The sequence below is a fragment of the Paraperibacillus marinus genome (assembly GCF_046237605.1).
GTDB lineage: Bacteria > Bacillota > Bacilli > Bacillales > DSM-1321 > Paraperibacillus > Paraperibacillus marinus.
In genome coordinates this window covers 658,125-676,497 of record NZ_CP143542.1, presented here as the reverse complement: position 1 = coordinate 676,497, position 18,373 = coordinate 658,125, and the positions used below count along the sequence as shown (strand labels likewise).

The 18,373-nt window shown below is 48.4% G+C and carries 16 protein-coding genes, 1 pseudogene and 1 other annotated feature; of the genes and pseudogenes, 15 read left to right on the top strand and 2 right to left on the bottom strand.

Features of this window, described 5'->3' with window-relative positions; translation table 11 throughout:
* The first annotated feature begins 277 nt into the window (after positions 1 to 277).
* The 5 genes from V1498_RS03495 to V1498_RS03475 all read left to right on the top strand — a co-directional run bounded on the left by V1498_RS03495 (position 278) and on the right by V1498_RS03475 (position 5,166).
* Entirely contained in the window at positions 278 to 994 is a 717-nt protein-coding gene (locus V1498_RS03495; protein ID WP_409296925.1) for a 3-ketoacyl-ACP reductase, read from the top strand.
* A gap of 526 nt (positions 995 to 1,520) precedes the next feature.
* Entirely contained in the window at positions 1,521 to 2,651 is a 1,131-nt protein-coding gene (locus tag V1498_RS03490) for an amidohydrolase (RefSeq protein WP_409296924.1), read from the top strand.
* 14 nt (positions 2,652 to 2,665) lie between these two features.
* Complete coding sequence (locus tag V1498_RS03485; RefSeq protein WP_409296923.1) at positions 2,666 to 3,496, top strand: GNAT family N-acetyltransferase; 831 nt, start codon at positions 2,666 to 2,668, stop codon at positions 3,494 to 3,496.
* Positions 3,483 to 4,592 carry an o-succinylbenzoate synthase gene (gene menC, locus V1498_RS03480; protein WP_409296922.1) on the top strand — a complete coding sequence of 370 codons (1,110 nt, stop codon included), beginning with the start codon at positions 3,483 to 3,485 and terminating at the stop codon, positions 4,590 to 4,592. The genes V1498_RS03485 and menC overlap by 14 nt, the downstream gene beginning before the upstream one ends.
* 157 nt (positions 4,593 to 4,749) lie before the next feature.
* Positions 4,750 to 5,166 carry a YkvA family protein gene (locus V1498_RS03475; RefSeq protein WP_409296921.1) on the top strand — a complete coding sequence of 139 codons (417 nt, stop codon included), beginning with the start codon at positions 4,750 to 4,752 and terminating at the stop codon, positions 5,164 to 5,166.
* Positions 5,167 to 5,180: 14 nt separating this feature from the next.
* Here V1498_RS03475 and V1498_RS03470 read toward each other — a convergent pair whose 3' ends face one another.
* The gene (locus tag V1498_RS03470; protein WP_409296920.1) at positions 5,181 to 6,197 is read right to left on the bottom strand and encodes a hypothetical protein; all 1,017 of its coding nucleotides are present in this window, start codon (positions 6,195 to 6,197) and stop codon (positions 5,181 to 5,183) included.
* Between the two features lie 534 nt (positions 6,198 to 6,731).
* Between V1498_RS03470 and pxpB the strand changes: the two genes are divergently transcribed.
* The 6 genes from pxpB to V1498_RS03440 all read left to right on the top strand — a co-directional run bounded on the left by pxpB (position 6,732) and on the right by V1498_RS03440 (position 13,574).
* The gene (gene pxpB / locus V1498_RS03465; protein WP_409296919.1) at positions 6,732 to 7,442 is read left to right on the top strand and encodes a 5-oxoprolinase subunit PxpB; all 711 of its coding nucleotides are present in this window, start codon (positions 6,732 to 6,734) and stop codon (positions 7,440 to 7,442) included.
* Positions 7,439 to 8,452, top strand: a complete 1,014-nt coding sequence (locus V1498_RS03460) for a biotin-dependent carboxyltransferase family protein (protein WP_409296918.1) — start codon at positions 7,439 to 7,441, stop codon at positions 8,450 to 8,452. Before pxpB ends, V1498_RS03460 begins: the two co-directional genes overlap by 4 nt.
* Before the next feature lies 1 nt (position 8,453).
* On the top strand, positions 8,454 to 9,224 hold the full coding sequence (locus V1498_RS03455) for a LamB/YcsF family protein (protein WP_409296917.1): 771 nt from the start codon (positions 8,454 to 8,456) through the stop codon (positions 9,222 to 9,224).
* Between the two features lie 13 nt (positions 9,225 to 9,237).
* Entirely contained in the window at positions 9,238 to 10,443 is a 1,206-nt protein-coding gene (locus V1498_RS03450) for an NRAMP family divalent metal transporter (protein WP_409296916.1), read from the top strand.
* A gap of 81 nt (positions 10,444 to 10,524) precedes the next feature.
* Positions 10,525 to 11,766, top strand: a complete 1,242-nt coding sequence (gene pepT / locus V1498_RS03445; protein ID WP_409296915.1) for a peptidase T — start codon at positions 10,525 to 10,527, stop codon at positions 11,764 to 11,766.
* Between the two features lie 137 nt (positions 11,767 to 11,903).
* Positions 11,904 to 13,574, top strand: a complete 1,671-nt coding sequence (locus V1498_RS03440) for a PAS domain S-box protein (RefSeq protein ID WP_409296914.1) — start codon at positions 11,904 to 11,906, stop codon at positions 13,572 to 13,574.
* A gap of 18 nt (positions 13,575 to 13,592) precedes the next feature.
* Here the strand turns inward: V1498_RS03440 and V1498_RS03435 are convergent.
* Positions 13,593 to 15,076 (bottom strand): annotated as a pseudogene (locus tag V1498_RS03435) (glycine betaine uptake BCCT transporter).
* Between the two features lie 319 nt (positions 15,077 to 15,395).
* Here V1498_RS03435 and V1498_RS03430 point away from each other — a divergent pair.
* From V1498_RS03430 to V1498_RS03415, 4 genes are all read left to right on the top strand, one after another.
* Positions 15,396 to 15,656: a DUF1292 domain-containing protein gene (locus V1498_RS03430; RefSeq protein ID WP_409296913.1), complete on the top strand. Its 261-nt coding sequence runs from the start codon at positions 15,396 to 15,398 to the stop codon at positions 15,654 to 15,656.
* A 106-nt stretch (positions 15,657 to 15,762) separates the two neighbouring features.
* Positions 15,763 to 15,957 carry a small, acid-soluble spore protein, alpha/beta type gene (locus V1498_RS03425; protein ID WP_409291441.1) on the top strand — a complete coding sequence of 65 codons (195 nt, stop codon included), beginning with the start codon at positions 15,763 to 15,765 and terminating at the stop codon, positions 15,955 to 15,957.
* A gap of 123 nt (positions 15,958 to 16,080) precedes the next feature.
* Positions 16,081 to 16,319, top strand: a binding site (T-box leader).
* 43 nt (positions 16,320 to 16,362) lie between these two features.
* Positions 16,363 to 17,697 carry a branched-chain amino acid transport system II carrier protein gene (brnQ, locus tag V1498_RS03420; protein WP_409296912.1) on the top strand — a complete coding sequence of 445 codons (1,335 nt, stop codon included), beginning with the start codon at positions 16,363 to 16,365 and terminating at the stop codon, positions 17,695 to 17,697.
* 17 nt (positions 17,698 to 17,714) lie between these two features.
* Complete coding sequence (locus V1498_RS03415; RefSeq protein WP_409296911.1) at positions 17,715 to 18,263, top strand: GNAT family N-acetyltransferase; 549 nt, start codon at positions 17,715 to 17,717, stop codon at positions 18,261 to 18,263.
* The last annotated feature ends 110 nt before the right edge of the window (positions 18,264 to 18,373 follow it).

Here is an 18,373-nt window from a genome sequence, read left to right as displayed (position 1 = left end):
TTTTTTTGTAAAAAGGGGCGGAGCTGCATGTATCATAAAGCTTCATGCAGCTGGGTGTGAACATCATTTATCTTACTGGCATTCCTGCCTGCGCCTTTTCTCCGCTCCATCGCCTTATCGTGTTTGTTCCTGCTTTTCTCCAGTACGTTTCCATGAACTGGCTGCGTTCAGAAAACATATATTTGGTTTTATTGCGGACCCTGGTGTACAATCATGATTGCATATACCCCAGAGCGGGTATATTAACTACTGCAAAACATGAATTAGGGGTGACGAAATGCCATCATTGAAAGGCAAAAATGCAATCATTACAGGAGGCAGCAGGGGCATCGGGCGCGCAGCCGCGCTTGCACTTGCTGAAGAAGGAGTCAATATCGGCCTGATTGGCCTTAATATCGAAAATCTGGAAAAGGCCGCAGCAGAACTGGACAAATTCGATGTCACGGTTTCGGCAGCAAGGGCTGATGTGTCAAATTTGGAATCAGTCACATCAGCAGTCGAACATATAAAATCTGACCTGGGTCAGATTGATATCCTGATCAACAATGCCGGCATTGCTAAATTCGGCGGCTTTATGGAACTGACGCCGGAAGAGTGGAGCGGGATCATCCAGGTCAACCTGATGGGAGTTTATAATGTGACGCGCGCCGTCCTTCCCGGCATGATCGAGGCAAAATCAGGTGATATTATCAATATTTCCTCGACTGCGGGCTTGAAAGGGGCTCCGGTAACCAGCGCCTACAGCGCGTCCAAAGCAGCGGTGCTCGGTTTGACCGAATCCCTGATGCTCGAAGTCCGGAAACACAATATCCGCGTATCTGCCCTGACTCCGAGCACAGTTGCCACTGACCTTGCCATTGAAACGAATCTTACAGACGGAAATCCGGAAAAAGTGATGCAGCCGGAAGATCTGGCTGAATTCATGGTCTCACAGCTCAAGCTGAATTCTCGTATCTTCGTCAAGACAGCCGGGCTTTGGTCGACAAACCCATAAACCTATATAAAAAGCGCCGAGGTACAATACCCGGCGCTTTTCATTTTGAATGGCTGCCTCCCCCCATACATTTTCTCCCACATAAAAATTACGCATAACAACATCAAACCTAAAAGGTTTGAAAGTATATTTGGTTTCGTTTTTTCTGGATAAAAAAAGCAATAAGAAAAAGCCCAACTGCCATGAGGTACATGATAACAGGTTGATGGAATGTCATAAACAGACCGGCAAAAATTGCGATAACGAGCACATTTAATATGGATCGTATTTTTGAATGAGGCTTTTTAAACATTAAGAGCTCCCCCTTATAGAAGTTCCAGTATTTTGGATTTCTCTTAATGATTATATATCTTAATTTTTCCAATTAAGTACATATTTCAGATTCTGCAGGAAAAGCAGAAAAGACCAGACATCCCAAAATAGTTCTATTTTTCCGAAAACTATGCTATATCTAAAGTCGAGCATAGCGCCGCGGCAGCATCATGTCTGCACGGCCAAATTCATACTTGGATTGAGAGGGTATAACATGAATGCTGTTGATTACCTGTCACGGAATAAAGAAGATATTCTAAAAACCTATCAAAAACTTCACAGTCTGGCGGAACCGAGCTGGAAAGAAAAAGAAACTTCCCATTATATTTTTCATGCGCTCACAGAGGCCGGCCTGTCTGTGCAGACGTTCGAGAAGCATTACGGCCTTATTGCAGAAATCCCTGGGGAGTCACAGGAGGTTGTCGCACTGCGGGCCGATATGGATGCCCTGCTTCAGGAAGTGGATGGTGTCATGAAAGCGAACCACTCCTGCGGCCATGATGCCCACAGTACCATGGTGCTGCATACCGCCCTTGCCTTAGCTGCTTCAGGAGTAAAGCCGAAGAGGACGCTCAGATTTATATTTCAGCCAGCGGAGGAAAAAGCAGAAGGTGCCCTGCAGCTAATCGAAGATTGTGCCTTACAGGATACAGCCTATTTATTCGGCCTCCACCTCCGCCCGGAATTCGAAGTTCCATTCGGAAAGGCATCACCTGTCATCATCCACAGCTCTTCAGGAACCATCACAGGATCGATTAAAGGAGTGCAGGCACATGCGGCCCGGCCTGAGGACGGCATCAATGCAATCGAGGCGGCGGCCGTTCTCATTCAGAAGCTGAAACAGGCACGTCTTGATACCACCGAATCCTGGTCCATCAAAATGACCCAGCTGCACGGGGGTGCCGCCTCATCCAATATCATTCCCGAGACGGCTGATTTCACTTTGGATGCACGGGCAAAAACCACTCCTCTTCTCGGTGAGGTCAAAGAGCTGCTGAAGAAAGCCGCCGAGGAAACCATCACCGAGACAGGAGCCGCAATTTCCTGGAATATGGACGACTTCGTTCCGGCAGCCATACAGAATGAAGAGGCCATTTCCCTTGCAAGTGATGCCATAATAAGTATATTGGGAGAAGAAAACCTGGTGGAAACCTGCGTGTCGCCAGGCGGAGAGGATTTTCACTTTTATACCCTTAAAGAGCCCGGAATCAAAGCCACCATGGTCGGCCTCGGCTGCGGTCTCACCCCCGGCCTTCATCATCCAGAAATGACGTTTAACCAGGAAGCCCTGGTATATGGGGCCAGGATACTTGCCCAGACTGTGCTTCTTGCGTCAGAACAATAAAGGAAGTGAACAAAATGAACAGCTGTGAAATCAGGAATTTAACAACTATAGATGAGCTTGATGATGTGAGAAGGCTTGAATCAAAGATTTGGGGCCAGGAAGACTCCGTCCCTGTCCATCAGACGCTGACGGCCGTCAAAAATGGCGGCCTGATGCTTGGGGCTTACACCGAAGGCAGGCTCTCCGGTTTTCAATACAGCTTCCCGGGATATGACGGGCAGAAGGTATATCTATGCTCGCATATGCTCGGGACCGACCCGGAGGTGCGCAATAAGGGAATCGGGGAGAAGCTGAAGCTTGCCCAAAAGCAGGAAGCATTAAGGATGGGATACTCCCTCATCACATGGACCTATGATCCGCTTGAAAGCATAAATGGATACTTGAACATCGGAAAACTGGGAGGGGTGTGTTCGACATATATCGAAAACTGCTACGGTGATCTCAACGACCTGCTGAACGGCGGATTGCCGACCGACCGATTTCTGGTTGAATGGCATATAACCGGTGAAAATGCACATCAATCCATACATACACCCGACCGCCTGGAGCCGCTTCTGCAATGGGAACTAAATACAGCCGGCATCCCACTGCCGGGTTTGCAGGAGCCTCTTCCGAAGGGCAGCGACGGAACAATTTATGTGACGATTCCTTCAAATATTCAGCACATCCGGGAAAAAGATCCTGCTGCAGCGCTTCTGTGGAGGCTGAAGACCCGGGAAATATTCCAGGAACTATTTGCAAGAGGCTGGCAGATTGAAGGATTTGTCAAAAACAGCAGCACAACAGGGGCTGTCCACCACTACGGGCTGAAGCATAAAGGAGGAACAGGTTATGAAGATCGTTAAAGTCATCCTGCGCCACATGAAGCTCGATCTGCTCCATCCGTTCACAACAAGCTTCGGCACTGAATATGACAAAGACTTTATCACAGTCGAAGCGGTGACTGATACCGGGATTTCAGGCTGGGCAGAGTCTGTCGCCATGCTGGATCCACTATATAATGAAGAAACAGTTAAAACAAATTGGCATATGCTTGAGGATTATCTCATCCCTCTCATTCTCGGCACAAACCTTGAACATCCTGATGAAGTCTCGGAGAAACACTTTGCCCATATCCGGGGCAATTACATGGCCAAGGCTGCTCTGGAAGGCGCCGTCTGGGATGCTTATGCCAAAGAGCAGCAACTCCCTCTCTCCCGGGCGCTTGGAGGAACCAAAGAGAGAATTGAGGTAGGAGTAAGCATCGGCATTCAGGATTCTATAGAAGATACCCTGAAGTTGATTGAAGCGCGCCTTCATGAAGGATATAAACGCTTCAAGCTCAAAATCAAGCCAGGCTGGGATATTGAGTTGATTGAAAAAGTCCGGTGCATGTATCCGGACATCCCGCTTATGGCTGATGCTAATTCAGCTTATACCCTGGAGGATACAGAACGGCTTGCACAGCTCGACCGCTTCAATCTCATGATGATTGAACAGCCGCTAGCCCATAATGATATCATCGACCATGCCGGACTGCAGGCGGCGCTTAAGACGCCAGTCTGCCTTGATGAAAGCATCCACAGCGTCGAGGATGCCCGCAAAGCTTTAAAACTCGGCAGCTGCAGGATCATCAATATAAAGATCGGCAGAGTCGGCGGCCTTACCGAAGCAAGGAAAATACATGATTTGTGCATGAAAGAAGGAATTCCTGTATGGTGCGGAGGGATGCTTGAGGCAGGTATCGGCCGGGCACACAATATTGCCGTCACCACCCTGCCAAACTTCACCCTGCCAGGTGACACGGCAGGATCGGCCCTTTACTGGGAGGAAGACATTATCTCTCCGGAAGTCATTGCAGAGAATGGCTATATTAAAGTGCCTGACAAACCTGGCATTGGATATGAACCGGATATGGGGAAAATTGATAGCTGCACCCTTTATAAAAAAGAATATCAATGAAGATGCATGAAAGTGTTTCTCGAAGCTCTTTTCGGACAACTTATTTCAAAGATAATCTAAAAATATTGACACAAACACACGCATATGTGTAAAATTTAGATAGAAACTTTTGGATGCAGCTTTTGGAACCATATTATTCTGAGGGAGGCAATCTGCTTTGAAATTCAAAAAATTTGAAGGCGGCCACAAAAACTTATTATCCAAGTCCAAGGATTATTTCAACAATAAAGATAAAGCGGCGGGACTCCTTAAGGAAGCAGTGCTGCTCGCCAGAAACCGGCGCGGAAATCTGTCAGACGTATGGGAAAACCTGCAGCTCATGTTCCAGGTCTCACAGGCCTGGATCAAAGGCGAATATAAAGCGATCCCGGCAAAATCAATCATGACCATATTGGCTGTATTCCTCTATTTCGTCATCCCGACCGATTCGATCCCCGACTTCCTCCTCGGAATCGGAATGATAGACGACGCCGCAGTCATCGGCTTTGCTGTGAAAAGCATCATGGAAGATCTTGAAAAATTCAAAGCCTGGAAATCAGAACAGGCTATAGAAGAGAAAGAGGCGGCTATTTAATAAGCCGCCTTTTCTTATTGAATCATTCTCGAAAGAATCCCGCTTCTCCACTTTTCAAGCATAGGGTGTTCCATTCCCAAGACTGTGTAAAAGCCGTACAGCATCAGCTCGAGGTCAACCATCAGGCTTTCTATCCCGCCGCCGGCTGCATTCTCTATTTCCTCTGCAGCTTCGGGATTGAGCTGCCTGCAAAGCGCCTCAACGACAAGCTCCCTTTCCTCCGGCAGAACATTCCGGTACATGGCCTTCAACTCCCGGACTGCGTCCGCCGATTTTATTTCCCCGAGCACTGAGAGTGCATACACATTCCCTTGTTCAGCATAGGGCGATACTGTGTTAATCGTGTTCTCATCCTGGAAGGAAACAAGACAGTCAGCAGCCTCCTCCATCAGCAGGTCCTCCCCGTCCCGGACAAGCATCCCGGCAATGAGGCCGGCATATTCCCTTTTGCCAAGCACTCCTGCCATATAAACAGCTAAAATGCCATCCAATCCAAACCAATCGCTGTTCAAATTCTGGTTCAGGATGGCTGGCAGCTCATGTTCCCGAAGCCAGCCCTTCCCCGCGATGACAGCTGCGAGCTGCTTAGCCCGCCGGTAAAGAGAAAAGTCGAAATCAAGCACCAGCTGATCCAGACAGCTGTAATATGCCTCCCTCACCCCTTCCCTGCTGCCATCTTGAAGCAGCTCATAAAAGCTCCACTGCCCGCTTGACAGGAATGGGGATAATTCTTCCCTGTAGGCAAGAGCCTGCGCAGGCGGCAGCTGTTGGACCAAAATTCCATTTGCCTCATTCAGCCCATTCTCTCTAATATCCTGGACCAGGAACGCTGCCGCTTCCCCGCTTACCTGCAGCTCCTCTAGGTCAAATGCCGCCTCGGTGATTCTTCCTGCCCTAAGCTCATTGTAAGCAAGCTTCAAGCCCCATTCACCCGGTGTACCAGGATTATCCCGCAGCACCTCGAGGAGAAACAGCTGCATAGCCCTGTCTTCTGTATCTATATATGGCCGGAGCCGATCCATAAAATCCATCTAATGCACCCCTTTGTTTTCACTCCTTCTTATTTTGTCAAACTTTGCGAAGAAGCGTCAAGGAGAGCTGTGACTATGGTTTGTGATTAATGAAGGTCTTTTCATTCCCAATCCAGCTCCAAAATGTCCTTCATACCCCGGTGAAGGCCTTATTACTCCCAATCCGACTCCAAAGTGTCCTTCATACCCCATATGAAGGACTTTTCACTCCCAACCCGACTCCAAAATGTCCTTCATACCCCCGATGAAGGACTTTTTACTCCCAATCCAACTCCAAAAAGTCCTTCATACCCCATATGAAGGACTTTTTACTCCAAACCCGACTCCCCGAAATGTCCTTAATCCACCTCCCGTCAGCCTTACACCAACTAATTATGTCCGCCCTCCTGATTTCCTTTTGAATATCCTCCCCCCTCTTGTATAATGGGCGTAACTCTTGTCAATTTTTGTCGAAATAGTTCTCCTATGCGGGAGTGTTATAGTTTGGGCAGAGAGGGGAAATTTAATGGGAGAGTGTTTTAGGGGGTGAGCTGGTTGGAATTTGAGCTTTATCCTTTAGGGGATGGTGCAGTTGTCATTGAGCTGGGCAAGGAAATCAGCCCTGGTGTCCAGCATATGGTGCGGGTGGTTTCTGCCCTGCTTGATCAACAGGAAGCCGGATGGCTGGTTGAATATGTGCCGGCATTTACGACGGTTACCGTTTTTTATAACATGGCGCTGGCTGCTTCCATGCCCGGCGGCCAGGATCCTTTCCGGGCGGTTTCACTTGAACTCGGGAAGCTTCTTAGAGATCCTGGAATCCTGGATATTCCTAAGCCGCGGGTTGTGGATATCCCTGTTTGTTACGGCGGGGAGTTTGGCCCGGATCTCGGTTTTGTTGCCCAGCATAACGGATTGACTCCTGAAGAAGTGATTTCCATACATGCTGGCGGAGAGTACGATGTACATATGATCGGATTTGCTCCCGGCTTTCCGTACCTGGGGGGAATGTCTGAAAGAATCGCAGCACCCAGGAAAGAGACGCCGAGACTGAAAATTCCTGTGCGGTCTGTCGGCATTGCAGGGAATCAAACAGGTATTTATCCGATTGAAACACCGGGCGGCTGGCAGCTGATCGGCAGGACGCCCCTTAACCTGTTCCTGCCGGATGAGGAGAATCCAAGCCTCCTCAGAGCAGGTGATCGTGTCCGCTTCAGGCCTGTCACAGAAAAAGAATATGCAGAGCTGTCAGGAGGTGCCGGATGATTATAGTCGATAAGCCGGGATTACTGACCTCCATCCAGGATTCAGGAAGAACCGGTTATCAAAAATACGGAGTTGTAGCCAGCGGTACGATGGATTCCTTTGCTCAACGGACAGCCAACCTCCTTGTGGGAAATGATGAGAGGGAGGCAGTGCTTGAAGTAACACTCCTCGGTCCTGCCCTGACGTTTGAAGAGGATACACTCATTGCCGTATGCGGCGGTGATCTTACCCCCACGGTAGATGGTGTCTCCATTCCGCTGTGGAGGACCATTCTGGTACGAAAAGGCGGCACCCTCCGCTTCCGGGGAATGAGGCTCGGCTGCCGCTGTTATGTGGCCATCGCCGGCGGAATCAGCGTTGCCGGGGTGATGGGATCGAAGTCCACTTATTTACGCGCAAGGATAGGCGGTTTTGAAGGAAGGGCATTGCAGACGGGGGACCAGATTGCAGTGAACCCCCCGGGGGCCGTTTCGAAAAAAATGGCTGCCTTTTTGGCAGATAAAAAGACAACACCCTTCTATACACAGGCGGATTGGCAGATTTCAGCGGCAGCAATACCCTCCTATTCAGACAATCCGGTCATAAGGGTCATCAAGGGGCCTGAATTCGAATTGTTCTCAGAGGAATCAAAGAGCAGGTTCTTTTCTGAAGCCTACACAGTGACACCGGATTCAGACCGGATGGGCTACCGCTTCATGGGTGAAAAGCTGTCCCTTGATGCCGCACGGGAATTGATTTCATCCGCAGTGAGCTTCGGCACGATTCAGGTGCCATCTGACGGATATCCGATCATTCTCCTTGCAGACCGCCAAACGACCGGCGGATATCCCAGAATCGGCACGGCAGCTGCAGTTGACCTGCCCCTCCTTGCCCAGGCGAAGCCTGGGGACAGGATATCCTTCCGGGAAATTCAGCTGCAGGAAGCGCAGGCTCTCTATCTGCAGAGAGAAAAAGAACTGCGGATTGTAAAGCAGGGCATTTTGTTAAAAATAAATAGCAGGGGGAGATAATATGGCGATTGTGGATATTAATTGTGATATGGGAGAAAGCTATGGCGTCTATACTCTGGGGAGAGATGAGGAAATTCTCGAATTTGTCACCTCAGCCAATATCGCTTGCGGATTTCATGCAGGCGACCCTGCAACCATGAGAAGGACCGTGAAAATGGCTTTGGAAAAGGGAGTTGGAATTGGCGCACACCCCGGCCTTCCCGATCTTCACGGCTTCGGCCGGCGGGAAATGGCCGTCTCACCCGAAGATGCTTATGACCTTGTCCTATACCAGATCGGGGCCCTTCAGGCTTTTGTGCATGCAGAAGGCGGAAAGCTGCAGCATGTTAAGCCGCACGGCGCACTGTACAATATGGCAGCCAAGAATAAATCTTTGGCAGATGCTATTGCTAAAGCGGTATATAAGGCTGGGCCGGACTTGCTTTTATATGGCCTTGCCGGAAGTGAATTGATTCACGCCGGAAAAGAGGCTGGACTCCGGACCGCAAGCGAAGTCTTTTCAGACCGTACCTATCAGGAAGACGGCTCCCTTACACCAAGAAGTGAGCCCCACGCTTTGATCAAGGACGGCGGAACCGCCTTAAAGCAGGTGATCAGAATGGTGAACGAAGGAAAAGTCGGAACGATCCAGGGAACAGATGCCAGCATCCAGGCAGATACAATCTGCATCCACGGAGATAGCGTGCATGCCCTGCAATTTGCCAGGAGCTTCTCAGCTTCCCTCCAGGCTGCCGGCATAACAGTCAAAGCTGCAGGCAATTTTATTAAATAAAAGGAGGTTCGTCATGTCTTTACAGCAAAATAAAGCTCCATCGCGCGCCAGTGTCCTGATGGGTGCGGCTTTCCTGATGGCCACTTCGGCCATCGGGCCCGGTTTCCTTACACAGACTACCGTATTTACACAATCCCTCGCCGCAAGCTTTGGTTTCGTCATTTTAATTTCCATCATCATCGATATCGGCGCCCAAATCAATGTATGGCGGATCATCGCCGTATCAAAAAAACGGGCGCAGGACATCGCCAATGAGGTCCTTCCCGGGCTTGGCTATCTGCTTGCCGTCCTTATTGTAATCGGCGGCCTTGCCTTTAATATTGGCAATATAGGCGGAGCCGGGCTGGGGGTCAATGTACTGTTCGGCTTTTCGCCTGAGATGGGTGCCTTATTCAGCGGCATTGTGGCAATCGGAATCTTCCTGGTTCGTGAAGCCGGCAAGGCCATGGACCGTTTTGCTCAAATCATGGGCTTTGTCATGATTGCGCTTACGCTTTATGTGATGTTCTCCTCACATCCGCCTGTTGGAGAAGCAATAACCAAGACCTTCATCCCGGATAAAATTGATATCCTGGCCATCGTCACACTTGTCGGAGGTACAGTTGGCGGCTACATCACCTTTGCCGGAGGCCACCGCCTCCTTGACGCAGGCATCAGCGGGGAAGAATCGATTTCGGAAGTCACCAAGGGTGCTGTAAGTGCCATCGGGATTGCTTCCATCATGAGGATTTTCCTGTTTCTCGCAGCACTAGGGATTGTTTCACAGGGCCTGGCCATCGACCCTGCAAACCCCCCGGCTTCCGTCTTTAAGCTTGCAGCTGGCAACTTAGGCTATAAAATATTCGGAGTGGTTATGTGGGCTGCGGCCGTAACCTCTGTGGTCGGTGCTGCTTATACATCCGTTTCCTTTATCAAGACGTTTACAAACGGAGTGGTGAAATATGAAAAATGGATTATCGTCCTATTCATCACTGTCTCTACGCTCGTGTTCATGATGGTAGGGAAGCCAGTGAAAATATTGGTCCTTGTTGGTTCATTAAACGGACTGATCCTTCCCCTCGCGCTCGGGGTGATGCTGATTGCAGCCTATAAGAAAAACATCGTAGGCAGTTACAGGCACCCGCTCTGGATGACAATCTTCGGATGGATCATTGTCGTATCCATGGCTGGCATGAGCATTTATACAATCCAGAATGATATTCCGGGGTTGTTTAAATAACCCTTCCCCCGAATTCAGAGTTAGAGAAAATTGTATATAAATGGTAATATGGTTGTATACATAGAAAAGGGAGCTGGGAATGTGAAAAATGAAATCATCTCACGATTTACGTCATATGTAAAAGTCGATACACAATCAGATGCCGGAAGCCAAGTGACTCCGTCCACTCCTGGACAGATGGAGCTCGCCCGGATGCTCGCCGAGGAACTGGAATCTATTGGAATGGAAGAGGTCACAGTCGATCAGCACGGCTATGTAATGGCTTCCCTTCCTGCGAATACGGACAAAGAAGTGCCGGTCATCGGATTTTTGGCCCATATAGATACGGCCACAGATTTTACCGGGAAGGATGTAAAGCCGCAGCTTATCGAAAAATATGACGGCGGAACCATCACCTTGAATCAGGATCAGGGTGTTTCGATGTCACCTGCTGAATTCCCCAGTCTAAAAAACTATATCGGACACACCTTGATTACAACGGACGGCACGACCCTCCTTGGCGCAGATAACAAAGCAGGCATAGCTGAGATCATGACAGCGATGGAGTATTTGATCAAGCATTCTGAAATCAGGCACGGTAAAATAAGGGTCGCTTTTACTCCGGATGAAGAAATCGGCAGAGGGCCGCACAAGTTTAACGTGGAAGCCTTTGACGCAGCCTATGCCTATACCATGGATGGCGGTCCGCTCGGGGAACTCGAATATGAAAGCTTTAATGCAGCACATGCAAGAATCACCATCAAAGGACTCAACATTCACCCAGGATCGGCAAAGGGGAAAATGGTTAACTCTGCAAAGATTGCCATGGAGCTCAACAGCCGCCTTCCCTCATTGGAAGCTCCAGAATCGACCGAAGGCTACGAAGGCTTCTTCCATCTCTCCTCCGTACGGGGTGATGTATCGGAGACAAGGATGAGCTATATCATCAGGGACTTTAATCGTGAGGATTTCAACGCGCGGAAGGCGCTCCTCTCAGGAATTGTCTCGGAGCTTCAGGAATCCTATGGATCAGAAAATATTATCCTTGAAATGAATGATCAATATTATAATATGAAAGAAAAGATCGAGCCTGTGATGCATATTGTCGATATTGCGCATGAGGCTATGGAAAACCTCGGGATCAAACCGCTCATCAAGCCAATCCGCGGCGGTACGGATGGTTCACAGCTGTCTTACATGGGACTTCCGACACCTAATATCTTTACAGGCGGGGAAAATTATCACGGCCGGTATGAATATATCTCTGTCGATAATATGGTAAAGGCGGCAGAAACCATGATTGAAATCATTAAACTTTATGAAGAAAAAGCCGATACGAACTAACGAAAGGCTACTTGGGCCAGCCCCCTTTGGGAGCTGGCCCTCTCTATTACCGGTAAGCCCGGTCTGCCAATTGGGTTTATTCACAAATCCTGTTATAATGTGTAAGTCCTTTATGGCAAAAGATTTAAGGAGATATTATGTCCAAGCAAAAAATATTAATCATTTATATCGTTTGCAGCATTTCCTGGATGCTTACTACAGATTATTTGATCGATATATATATCGTCGACCCGGTCGTTCACTTTTGGATAGAAAAAGCGAAGGAACTTTTATTCATTTTTGTAACCGGTGCCCTGCTCTATTCGCTCATTTCTAAAACCGAATCCCTTACTGAAGTAAAGGAAGAAGAACAGCGCCTCTCAACCCTCATCAATTCCATGGTGGATTTTGTGAATTTCAAGGATGGGGAAGGACGCTGGATTGAAGCCAATGAATTTGGTCTTAAGCTGTTCCAGCTGGAAGATGTGAATTATAAGGGACTTAAAGATTCAGAGCTGGCCGATTTCACCGACTTTTACAGCGAGGCCCTTAAATATTGCGAGGTATCCGATGAGGAAACCTGGCAGGAGGGCAAAATAACCCGCTGCGAGGAAATAATCCCCCTTCCAGGCGGCGATCAGAAAACTTTTGACACCATAAAAGTGCCGCTGTTTTACAGCGATGGATCCCGAAAAGGCCTTGTGGTCATCGGCCGGGACATTACCATGCGGGTAAAGGCGGAAAAGAGGCTTTCCGACAACAAGCAAAGATATGAATCCCTCTTTGAATATAACCCTGATCCTATTTTCATGATGGATCTGAATGGAAACCTCACAAAAGTAAACCAGCAGTTTGAAAGGACCATCGGCCAGTCGCAAAGGGAGCTTAAAGGAAAACCGCTCCATCATTTTTTGACCGATTGTACGAAATTTGCGCCTGTCTTCCAGGGTTCTTTCGATTATGTAAAAGCACATGCGTGCGGCACCACAACAGGCGATATCCCCTTCATAGGACGCGGCGGCAAAACCGTACTGCTGGCATGTACGCTTGTACCTGTGCTGATTGATGGCGAGCTGACCGGTATTATCGGGTATGCGGGCGATGTCACCTCCATCCGGGAAACCACGGAGCGGCTCCGGAAGACTGAAAAGCTGTCAGTGGTCGGTGAGCTTGCTGCAAGTGTCGCCCATGAAGTGAGAAATCCCTTAACCTCCTTGATGGGCTTCGTCCAGCTCCTTAAGGATAATGAGAGCCAATATGACACCTACTACAGCATCATGCTCAGTGAGCTCGACAGGATTAACCAGATTGTAAGCGAGCTGCTCGTATTGGCCAAGCCGCAGGAAAAGGAATTTAAAGAACACAATATTGTGGAGCTGCTCCATGATGTCGGGGCCCTGCTCCAGCCTCAGATTGATATAGAAGGAGCACAGGCATTTATCCGCACGAACGGCTCCATTCCGCTTATAGACTGCGACGCCAACCAGCTCAAGCAGGTGTTCATCAATATCATCAAGAACTCCCTTGAAGCAGGTGCAGACACCATTGATATCGAGATTGGTGCTGACAGTGAAGGTGTAACCATATTCGTAAAAGATAATGGCTGCGGAATTGAGAGCGACAGAATGAAGCACCTGGGCGAGCCCTTCTATTCTTCAAAAGAAAAAGGCACCGGACTCGGGCTGACTGTTACTTCGCGCATCATCCAGGCACATAATGGCAAAATCGCCTTCACAAGCAGAATCAATGACGGCACCAATGTCAAAATCAATCTGCCTGCTTTTACATCCCCTGCTGCTGCAGAGAAAAATAAAGCCGCTGTTCTATAAGGGAACAGCGGCTTTTCTTTATTTCTTTGCTTTTGGACGAATGAATAATCCGAGGTCTTTCCGTTCCTTTGACAGCGTCTTATAAAGCGAGATGGCCATCAATATAATGATGATCGAAAACGGAAAGGCTGCGACAATCAGCGCATTCTGCAGACCCTGCAGGCCCCCGCTGTAAAGCAGGATGATGGCGACTGCCGACTGCATGATCCCCCAAGTCAGCTTCACTGAATTTGGCGGATTGAGCGAACCATACGTAGTCTGCATTCCAAGCACGAAGGTTGCAGAATCTGCTGATGTGATGAAGAATGTCCCAATCAGGATAACTCCAATAATGGACAATATACCACCCATCGAATATTCTCCAAACACAGCGAACAGAACTTCTTCCGTTGCTTTCTTGGTCAGGTCAATATTGCCGGCCTGCTGGACATCGATGGCAGCCGTTCCAAAGACAGCGAACCAGATAAAGCTGACAATAGCTGGAACCAATAGGACACCAATCAGGAATTCACGAATTGTCCTTCCTTTAGAGACCCTCGCAATGAAAATCCCGACAAATGGTGACCAGGAAATCCACCATGCCCAGTAGAAGATGGTCCAGCCGTCAATCCACTCGCGGCTTCCCGGCGAAAGCGGGGCAATGCGGAAGCTCATCTGAATAATATTCTGAAGGTAAGACCCCAGAGTGTCAGTGAACAAATTTAGGATGAGAATGGTTGGGCCGACAACAAACATGAGGATGAGTAATGCTACTGCAAGGCCGATGTTCAGATTGCTGAGGTGCTTGATTCCCTTGCTCAGTCCAGACCAGGCTGAAATCATGAACAGGACGGTGACCACCAGGATGATGATAACCTGTACCGTGAAATTATTCGGTATACCAAAAAGATAGGCGAGTCCCCCATTAATCTGGGCCGCACCGAAGCCAAGTGTAGTCGCTACACCGATGACTGTCGCAAACACTGCAACCACATCGATCAGGATGCCCCACTTGCCTTTTGAATACTTGCCGAGCAGCGGGCCGAGCGTGGCACTTATCAGGCCTGGCTCCTCTTTTCTAAATTTAAAGTATGCGAGGGATAATGCGACAATCGCATATATTCCCCATGCATGGATTCCCCAATGGAAGAAGCTGTAACGCAGGATTCCTTCACAGCCTGGTCGGTGCCCGCATCAGCCATTGGCGGATCAATAGCAAAATGCGACAGGGGCTCGGCTGCTCCCCAGAATACAAGACCGATTCCCATACCGGCACTAAAGAGCATGGAGAACCAGGAAAGCGTTGAATACTCGGGTCTGTCACCCGGTTTTCCCAGCCTGATCATTCCTATCGGGCTTAAAATTAAAAAGAAACAAAAAATGACAACTATTGAAACTAAAATTAAATAATACCAGCCAAAATCAGTACTTATAAAATTTTCCAGATTGGCGGTAACTTTCTCAAAGCGTGCTGGAGCGAGTACTCCAATCAATACAGCGAGGAAAAGCAGTCCTGCTGAAATCCAAAACACGCTGGAAATTTCTTCATGGAATTCTCCTTTTCTTTATTAAAAAATCTTTTTTTGATACGGCCGTCCCAAAACAACATTATCCACCTTAACAAAATGATAAACATATTTCAAAGCATAAGGCACCCACGCTGTCGGGTTTTGCGGCATTTAGGAATTCGGCCAGCCCAGCAAGGACCTGCTCTCTAGGGCTATTTTTCCCTTCAGGAAATTTCTTATGAAAAACTCTAAAAATTTGTCTGCTTCCCTAAAATACCGCTGATAAAATGACTGGGCATCGGGCAAGATTTAATTGAAAAAAGGAGGGGAAAAAATGCAAGAACCAGAAATCCGGGACTTTGTTATCATCGAGGATGAAGGCGGCAGTCAATTCGAATATGCCATAGAAGCGTTATTCGATATGGACGGACAATCCTATGCCCTTTTGAATTCAGGGGAAGATTCCCTGCTAGTACAGGTTGAAGAGGTAGATGGAGAGCAGTATATAACCAGTATCAAGGATTCCACAGAAAAGGAAAATATCCTGGATGCCTATCAAATTGCCGTTGAAGCAGCTCCTGCTGATGAGACATGAGGTAAATTATAGACAGAATATATTTTCCATGAGTGAAGCACAGGAGCGGTGAGAAACTAATGATGGGCAATGCTTTCGCCCAATTACTCGTCGGGAGTGATGTGTCTTGTCAAGAAACAAACTTTTAGTTCCTGGCTCTGGAAATGCCATGGATCAGATGAAGCAAGAAATTGCCAATGAGTTTGGAGTTCAGCTTGGTGCAGATACAACCGCGCGTGCAAATGGTTCTGTCGGAGGCGAGATGACGAAGCGCATGATTGCCTATGCTCAGCAGCATCTGGCCAACAGACAGGGACAATAAGAACAGGCAGGATCCGTCATACGGATCCTGCCCTTCTGCTATTATTCACCACTTCTTCCTATTTTTAAATTGTCAAAAAACATTGACAACTCATTCCTGCCCTGATAAATTAATACCTACATATTAAAATTGATGACGAGAAAAAGTAAGATGAAAATACTGTCCCACAGAGAGCCGGCATATGGTGGAAGCCGGCGTTCAGCTTTCTTCCGAAAATCCTCTCCGAGATGCATGGCTGAAAAAGGAGTAAGCTTTGCCGGGTCTTCCCCCGTTAACAAGGAACGTGCATTTATGTGCATGATTAGAGTGCTGCCATTAGGCAGAATCAGGGTGGTATCGCGAGTTAACGGCTCGTCCCTTATATGGGGCGGGTCTTTTTATTTTTCATACAAAGGAGCAGACATCATGAAAAAACGAGACACATTCTTTATCGGACTTATGCTATTCTCCATGTTCTTCGGGGCAGGAAATCTTATCTTCCCGCCGGTGCTCGGTGCACAATCCGGCTCAAGCTTCTGGCCTGCCATCACAGGCTTTATCCTTACCGGAGTGGGTCTTCCCTTTGCCGTGCTTCTTGCTGTATCACTTGTAAAAGGGGGGGCGCAGACTATCGGAAACCGGGTACACCCCATTTTCAGCACCATCTTTATGATCATCATTTATTTAAGCATCGGCCCATTCCTCGCCATCCCCCGAAATGCGAATGTGGCATATGAAATGGGCATAAAGCCTTATCTGGGTGCGAATGCATCCGGGCAGTCCCTCTTCTTGTTTACATTGATCTTTTTTGTTTTAGTATTTGTAATCAGCTTGAATCCGTCTTATATGGAAAAATATATGGGGCGCTGGATCACACCTGTCCTTCTAGTATCAATGGTCGCCTTATGCACAACAGGCCTTATCAGCTTTCACTCCCAGCCTGGTGCACCCCAGGGCGGCTACGAAAACGGCGCCTTCTTCAAAGGGTTCCTTGAAGGGTACAATACGATGGACGCGCTCGCTTCCCTGGCCTTCGGCATTGTAATCCTCACCGCGGTCAGCCAAAAAGGCGTCAGCAGCCGGAAACAGCTGACAAGCTACACCTTGAAGGCAGCCCTTGTCGCCGGTTCCCTGCTCGCCCTTGTATACGTAACACTCGGACTCATGGGAGCCAGAATGCCTGCAGGCGATTTTGAGAGCGGAACCGATTTGCTTTCCGCCGCTTCTGTTTCCCTGTTCGGCAGCAGCGGAACTGCGCTGCTCGGTGTGATCTTTACTCTTGCCTGCTTTACAACAGTTGTCGGCCTGACTACTGCCTGTGGTCAATACTTTTCAAGGCTTCTTCCAAAGGCCGGCTATAAGGTCATTGTCCTGGCTGTGACCCTGATTGGATTGACACTTTCCAATATGGGGCTGAGCCAGATTCTAAAAGTGTCTGTGCCATTTCTGGTTATGGCCTACCCATTAACGATTGTGCTCGTGGCTTTAACTTTTTTCAGCAAGTATTTCAACAATTCAAGAAAAGTATATGCCACAGCCATTTTATTCACAGGTGTTTTCGCGCTCCTTGACGGCCTGGGCCAGTTCGGGATTAACCTCGGTTCGGCGGGTGCCTTCAACAAATCCCTCCCCCTTGCCTCAAGCGGTCTGCAGTGGGTACTGCCAGCCATACTTGGAGCATTGATTGGACTGCTATTGGAAAAGGGCATGCCTGGCGGGAAGGATGCAGGAGAAGAGGATGTAAAACGAAGAGTTTCTTAAAAAGAGAGGGAAAATCCATGTTTTCTTTCACAGTCAGCAATGAGATACAAATAGAATTGCTTCAGCAGCATCACAAAGATGAATTGTTCCATTTGATCGACTCGAACCGTGCCCATTTGCGTAAATATCTGCTATGGGTGGATAAACGCCAGTCGCCCAAAGACCTTATTCCAATATTCCCTGTCTGGCTGAAAAACTATGCAGAAAATAACGGCTTTGATGCAGGCATCCGATATAACGGGGAACTTATTGGAATGATCGGCCTCCACTATATTGACTGGCAGAACAAGAGTACAAGCATCGGATATTTCCTTTCTGAAAGCGCGCAGGGAAAAGGCATCATCACCAGGTGCGTGGCCAGCCTCCTGGATTATATTTTCACCGTGCTGGACCTTTACCGGGTAGAAATCAAATGTGCCGAAAGCAACCTCCGGAGCCAGGCCATTCCTGAACGGCTCGGCTTCACATTGGAAGGCACAATACGCGGCTCCCAGTTTCTGTACGATCATTATGAAGATATAGCAGTCTATAGCATGCTTGCCCCGGAATGGAATAGGATAAGATAAGTTTGGCAGCGGCCGGCACTCCCGGTCTGCTGTTTTTTTTTATCAGTGCAGCCGGTCTGCATGCCAAGAGAAAGCCCCCTGCCAAAACCGGCAGGGGGCTGATAGACTTA

Coding starts and splice junctions, on each gene's coding strand:
- V1498_RS03495 (WP_409296925.1), top strand. CDS start 278: ATGCCATCATTGAAAGGCAAAAATGCAATCATTACAGGAGGCAGCAGG.
- V1498_RS03490 (WP_409296924.1), top strand. CDS start 1,521: ATGAATGCTGTTGATTACCTGTCACGGAATAAAGAAGATATTCTAAAA.
- V1498_RS03485 (WP_409296923.1), top strand. CDS start 2,666: ATGAACAGCTGTGAAATCAGGAATTTAACAACTATAGATGAGCTTGAT.
- menC (WP_409296922.1), top strand. CDS start 3,483: ATGAAGATCGTTAAAGTCATCCTGCGCCACATGAAGCTCGATCTGCTC.
- V1498_RS03470 (WP_409296920.1), bottom strand. CDS start 6,197: ATGGATTTTATGGATCGGCTCCGGCCATATATAGATACAGAAGACAGG.
- V1498_RS03460 (WP_409296918.1), top strand. CDS start 7,439: ATGATTATAGTCGATAAGCCGGGATTACTGACCTCCATCCAGGATTCA.
- V1498_RS03455 (WP_409296917.1), top strand. CDS start 8,454: ATGGCGATTGTGGATATTAATTGTGATATGGGAGAAAGCTATGGCGTC.
- V1498_RS03450 (WP_409296916.1), top strand. CDS start 9,238: ATGTCTTTACAGCAAAATAAAGCTCCATCGCGCGCCAGTGTCCTGATG.
- V1498_RS03440 (WP_409296914.1), top strand. CDS start 11,904: ATGTCCAAGCAAAAAATATTAATCATTTATATCGTTTGCAGCATTTCC.
- V1498_RS03430 (WP_409296913.1), top strand. CDS start 15,396: ATGCAAGAACCAGAAATCCGGGACTTTGTTATCATCGAGGATGAAGGC.
- brnQ (WP_409296912.1), top strand. CDS start 16,363: ATGAAAAAACGAGACACATTCTTTATCGGACTTATGCTATTCTCCATG.
- V1498_RS03415 (WP_409296911.1), top strand. CDS start 17,715: ATGTTTTCTTTCACAGTCAGCAATGAGATACAAATAGAATTGCTTCAG.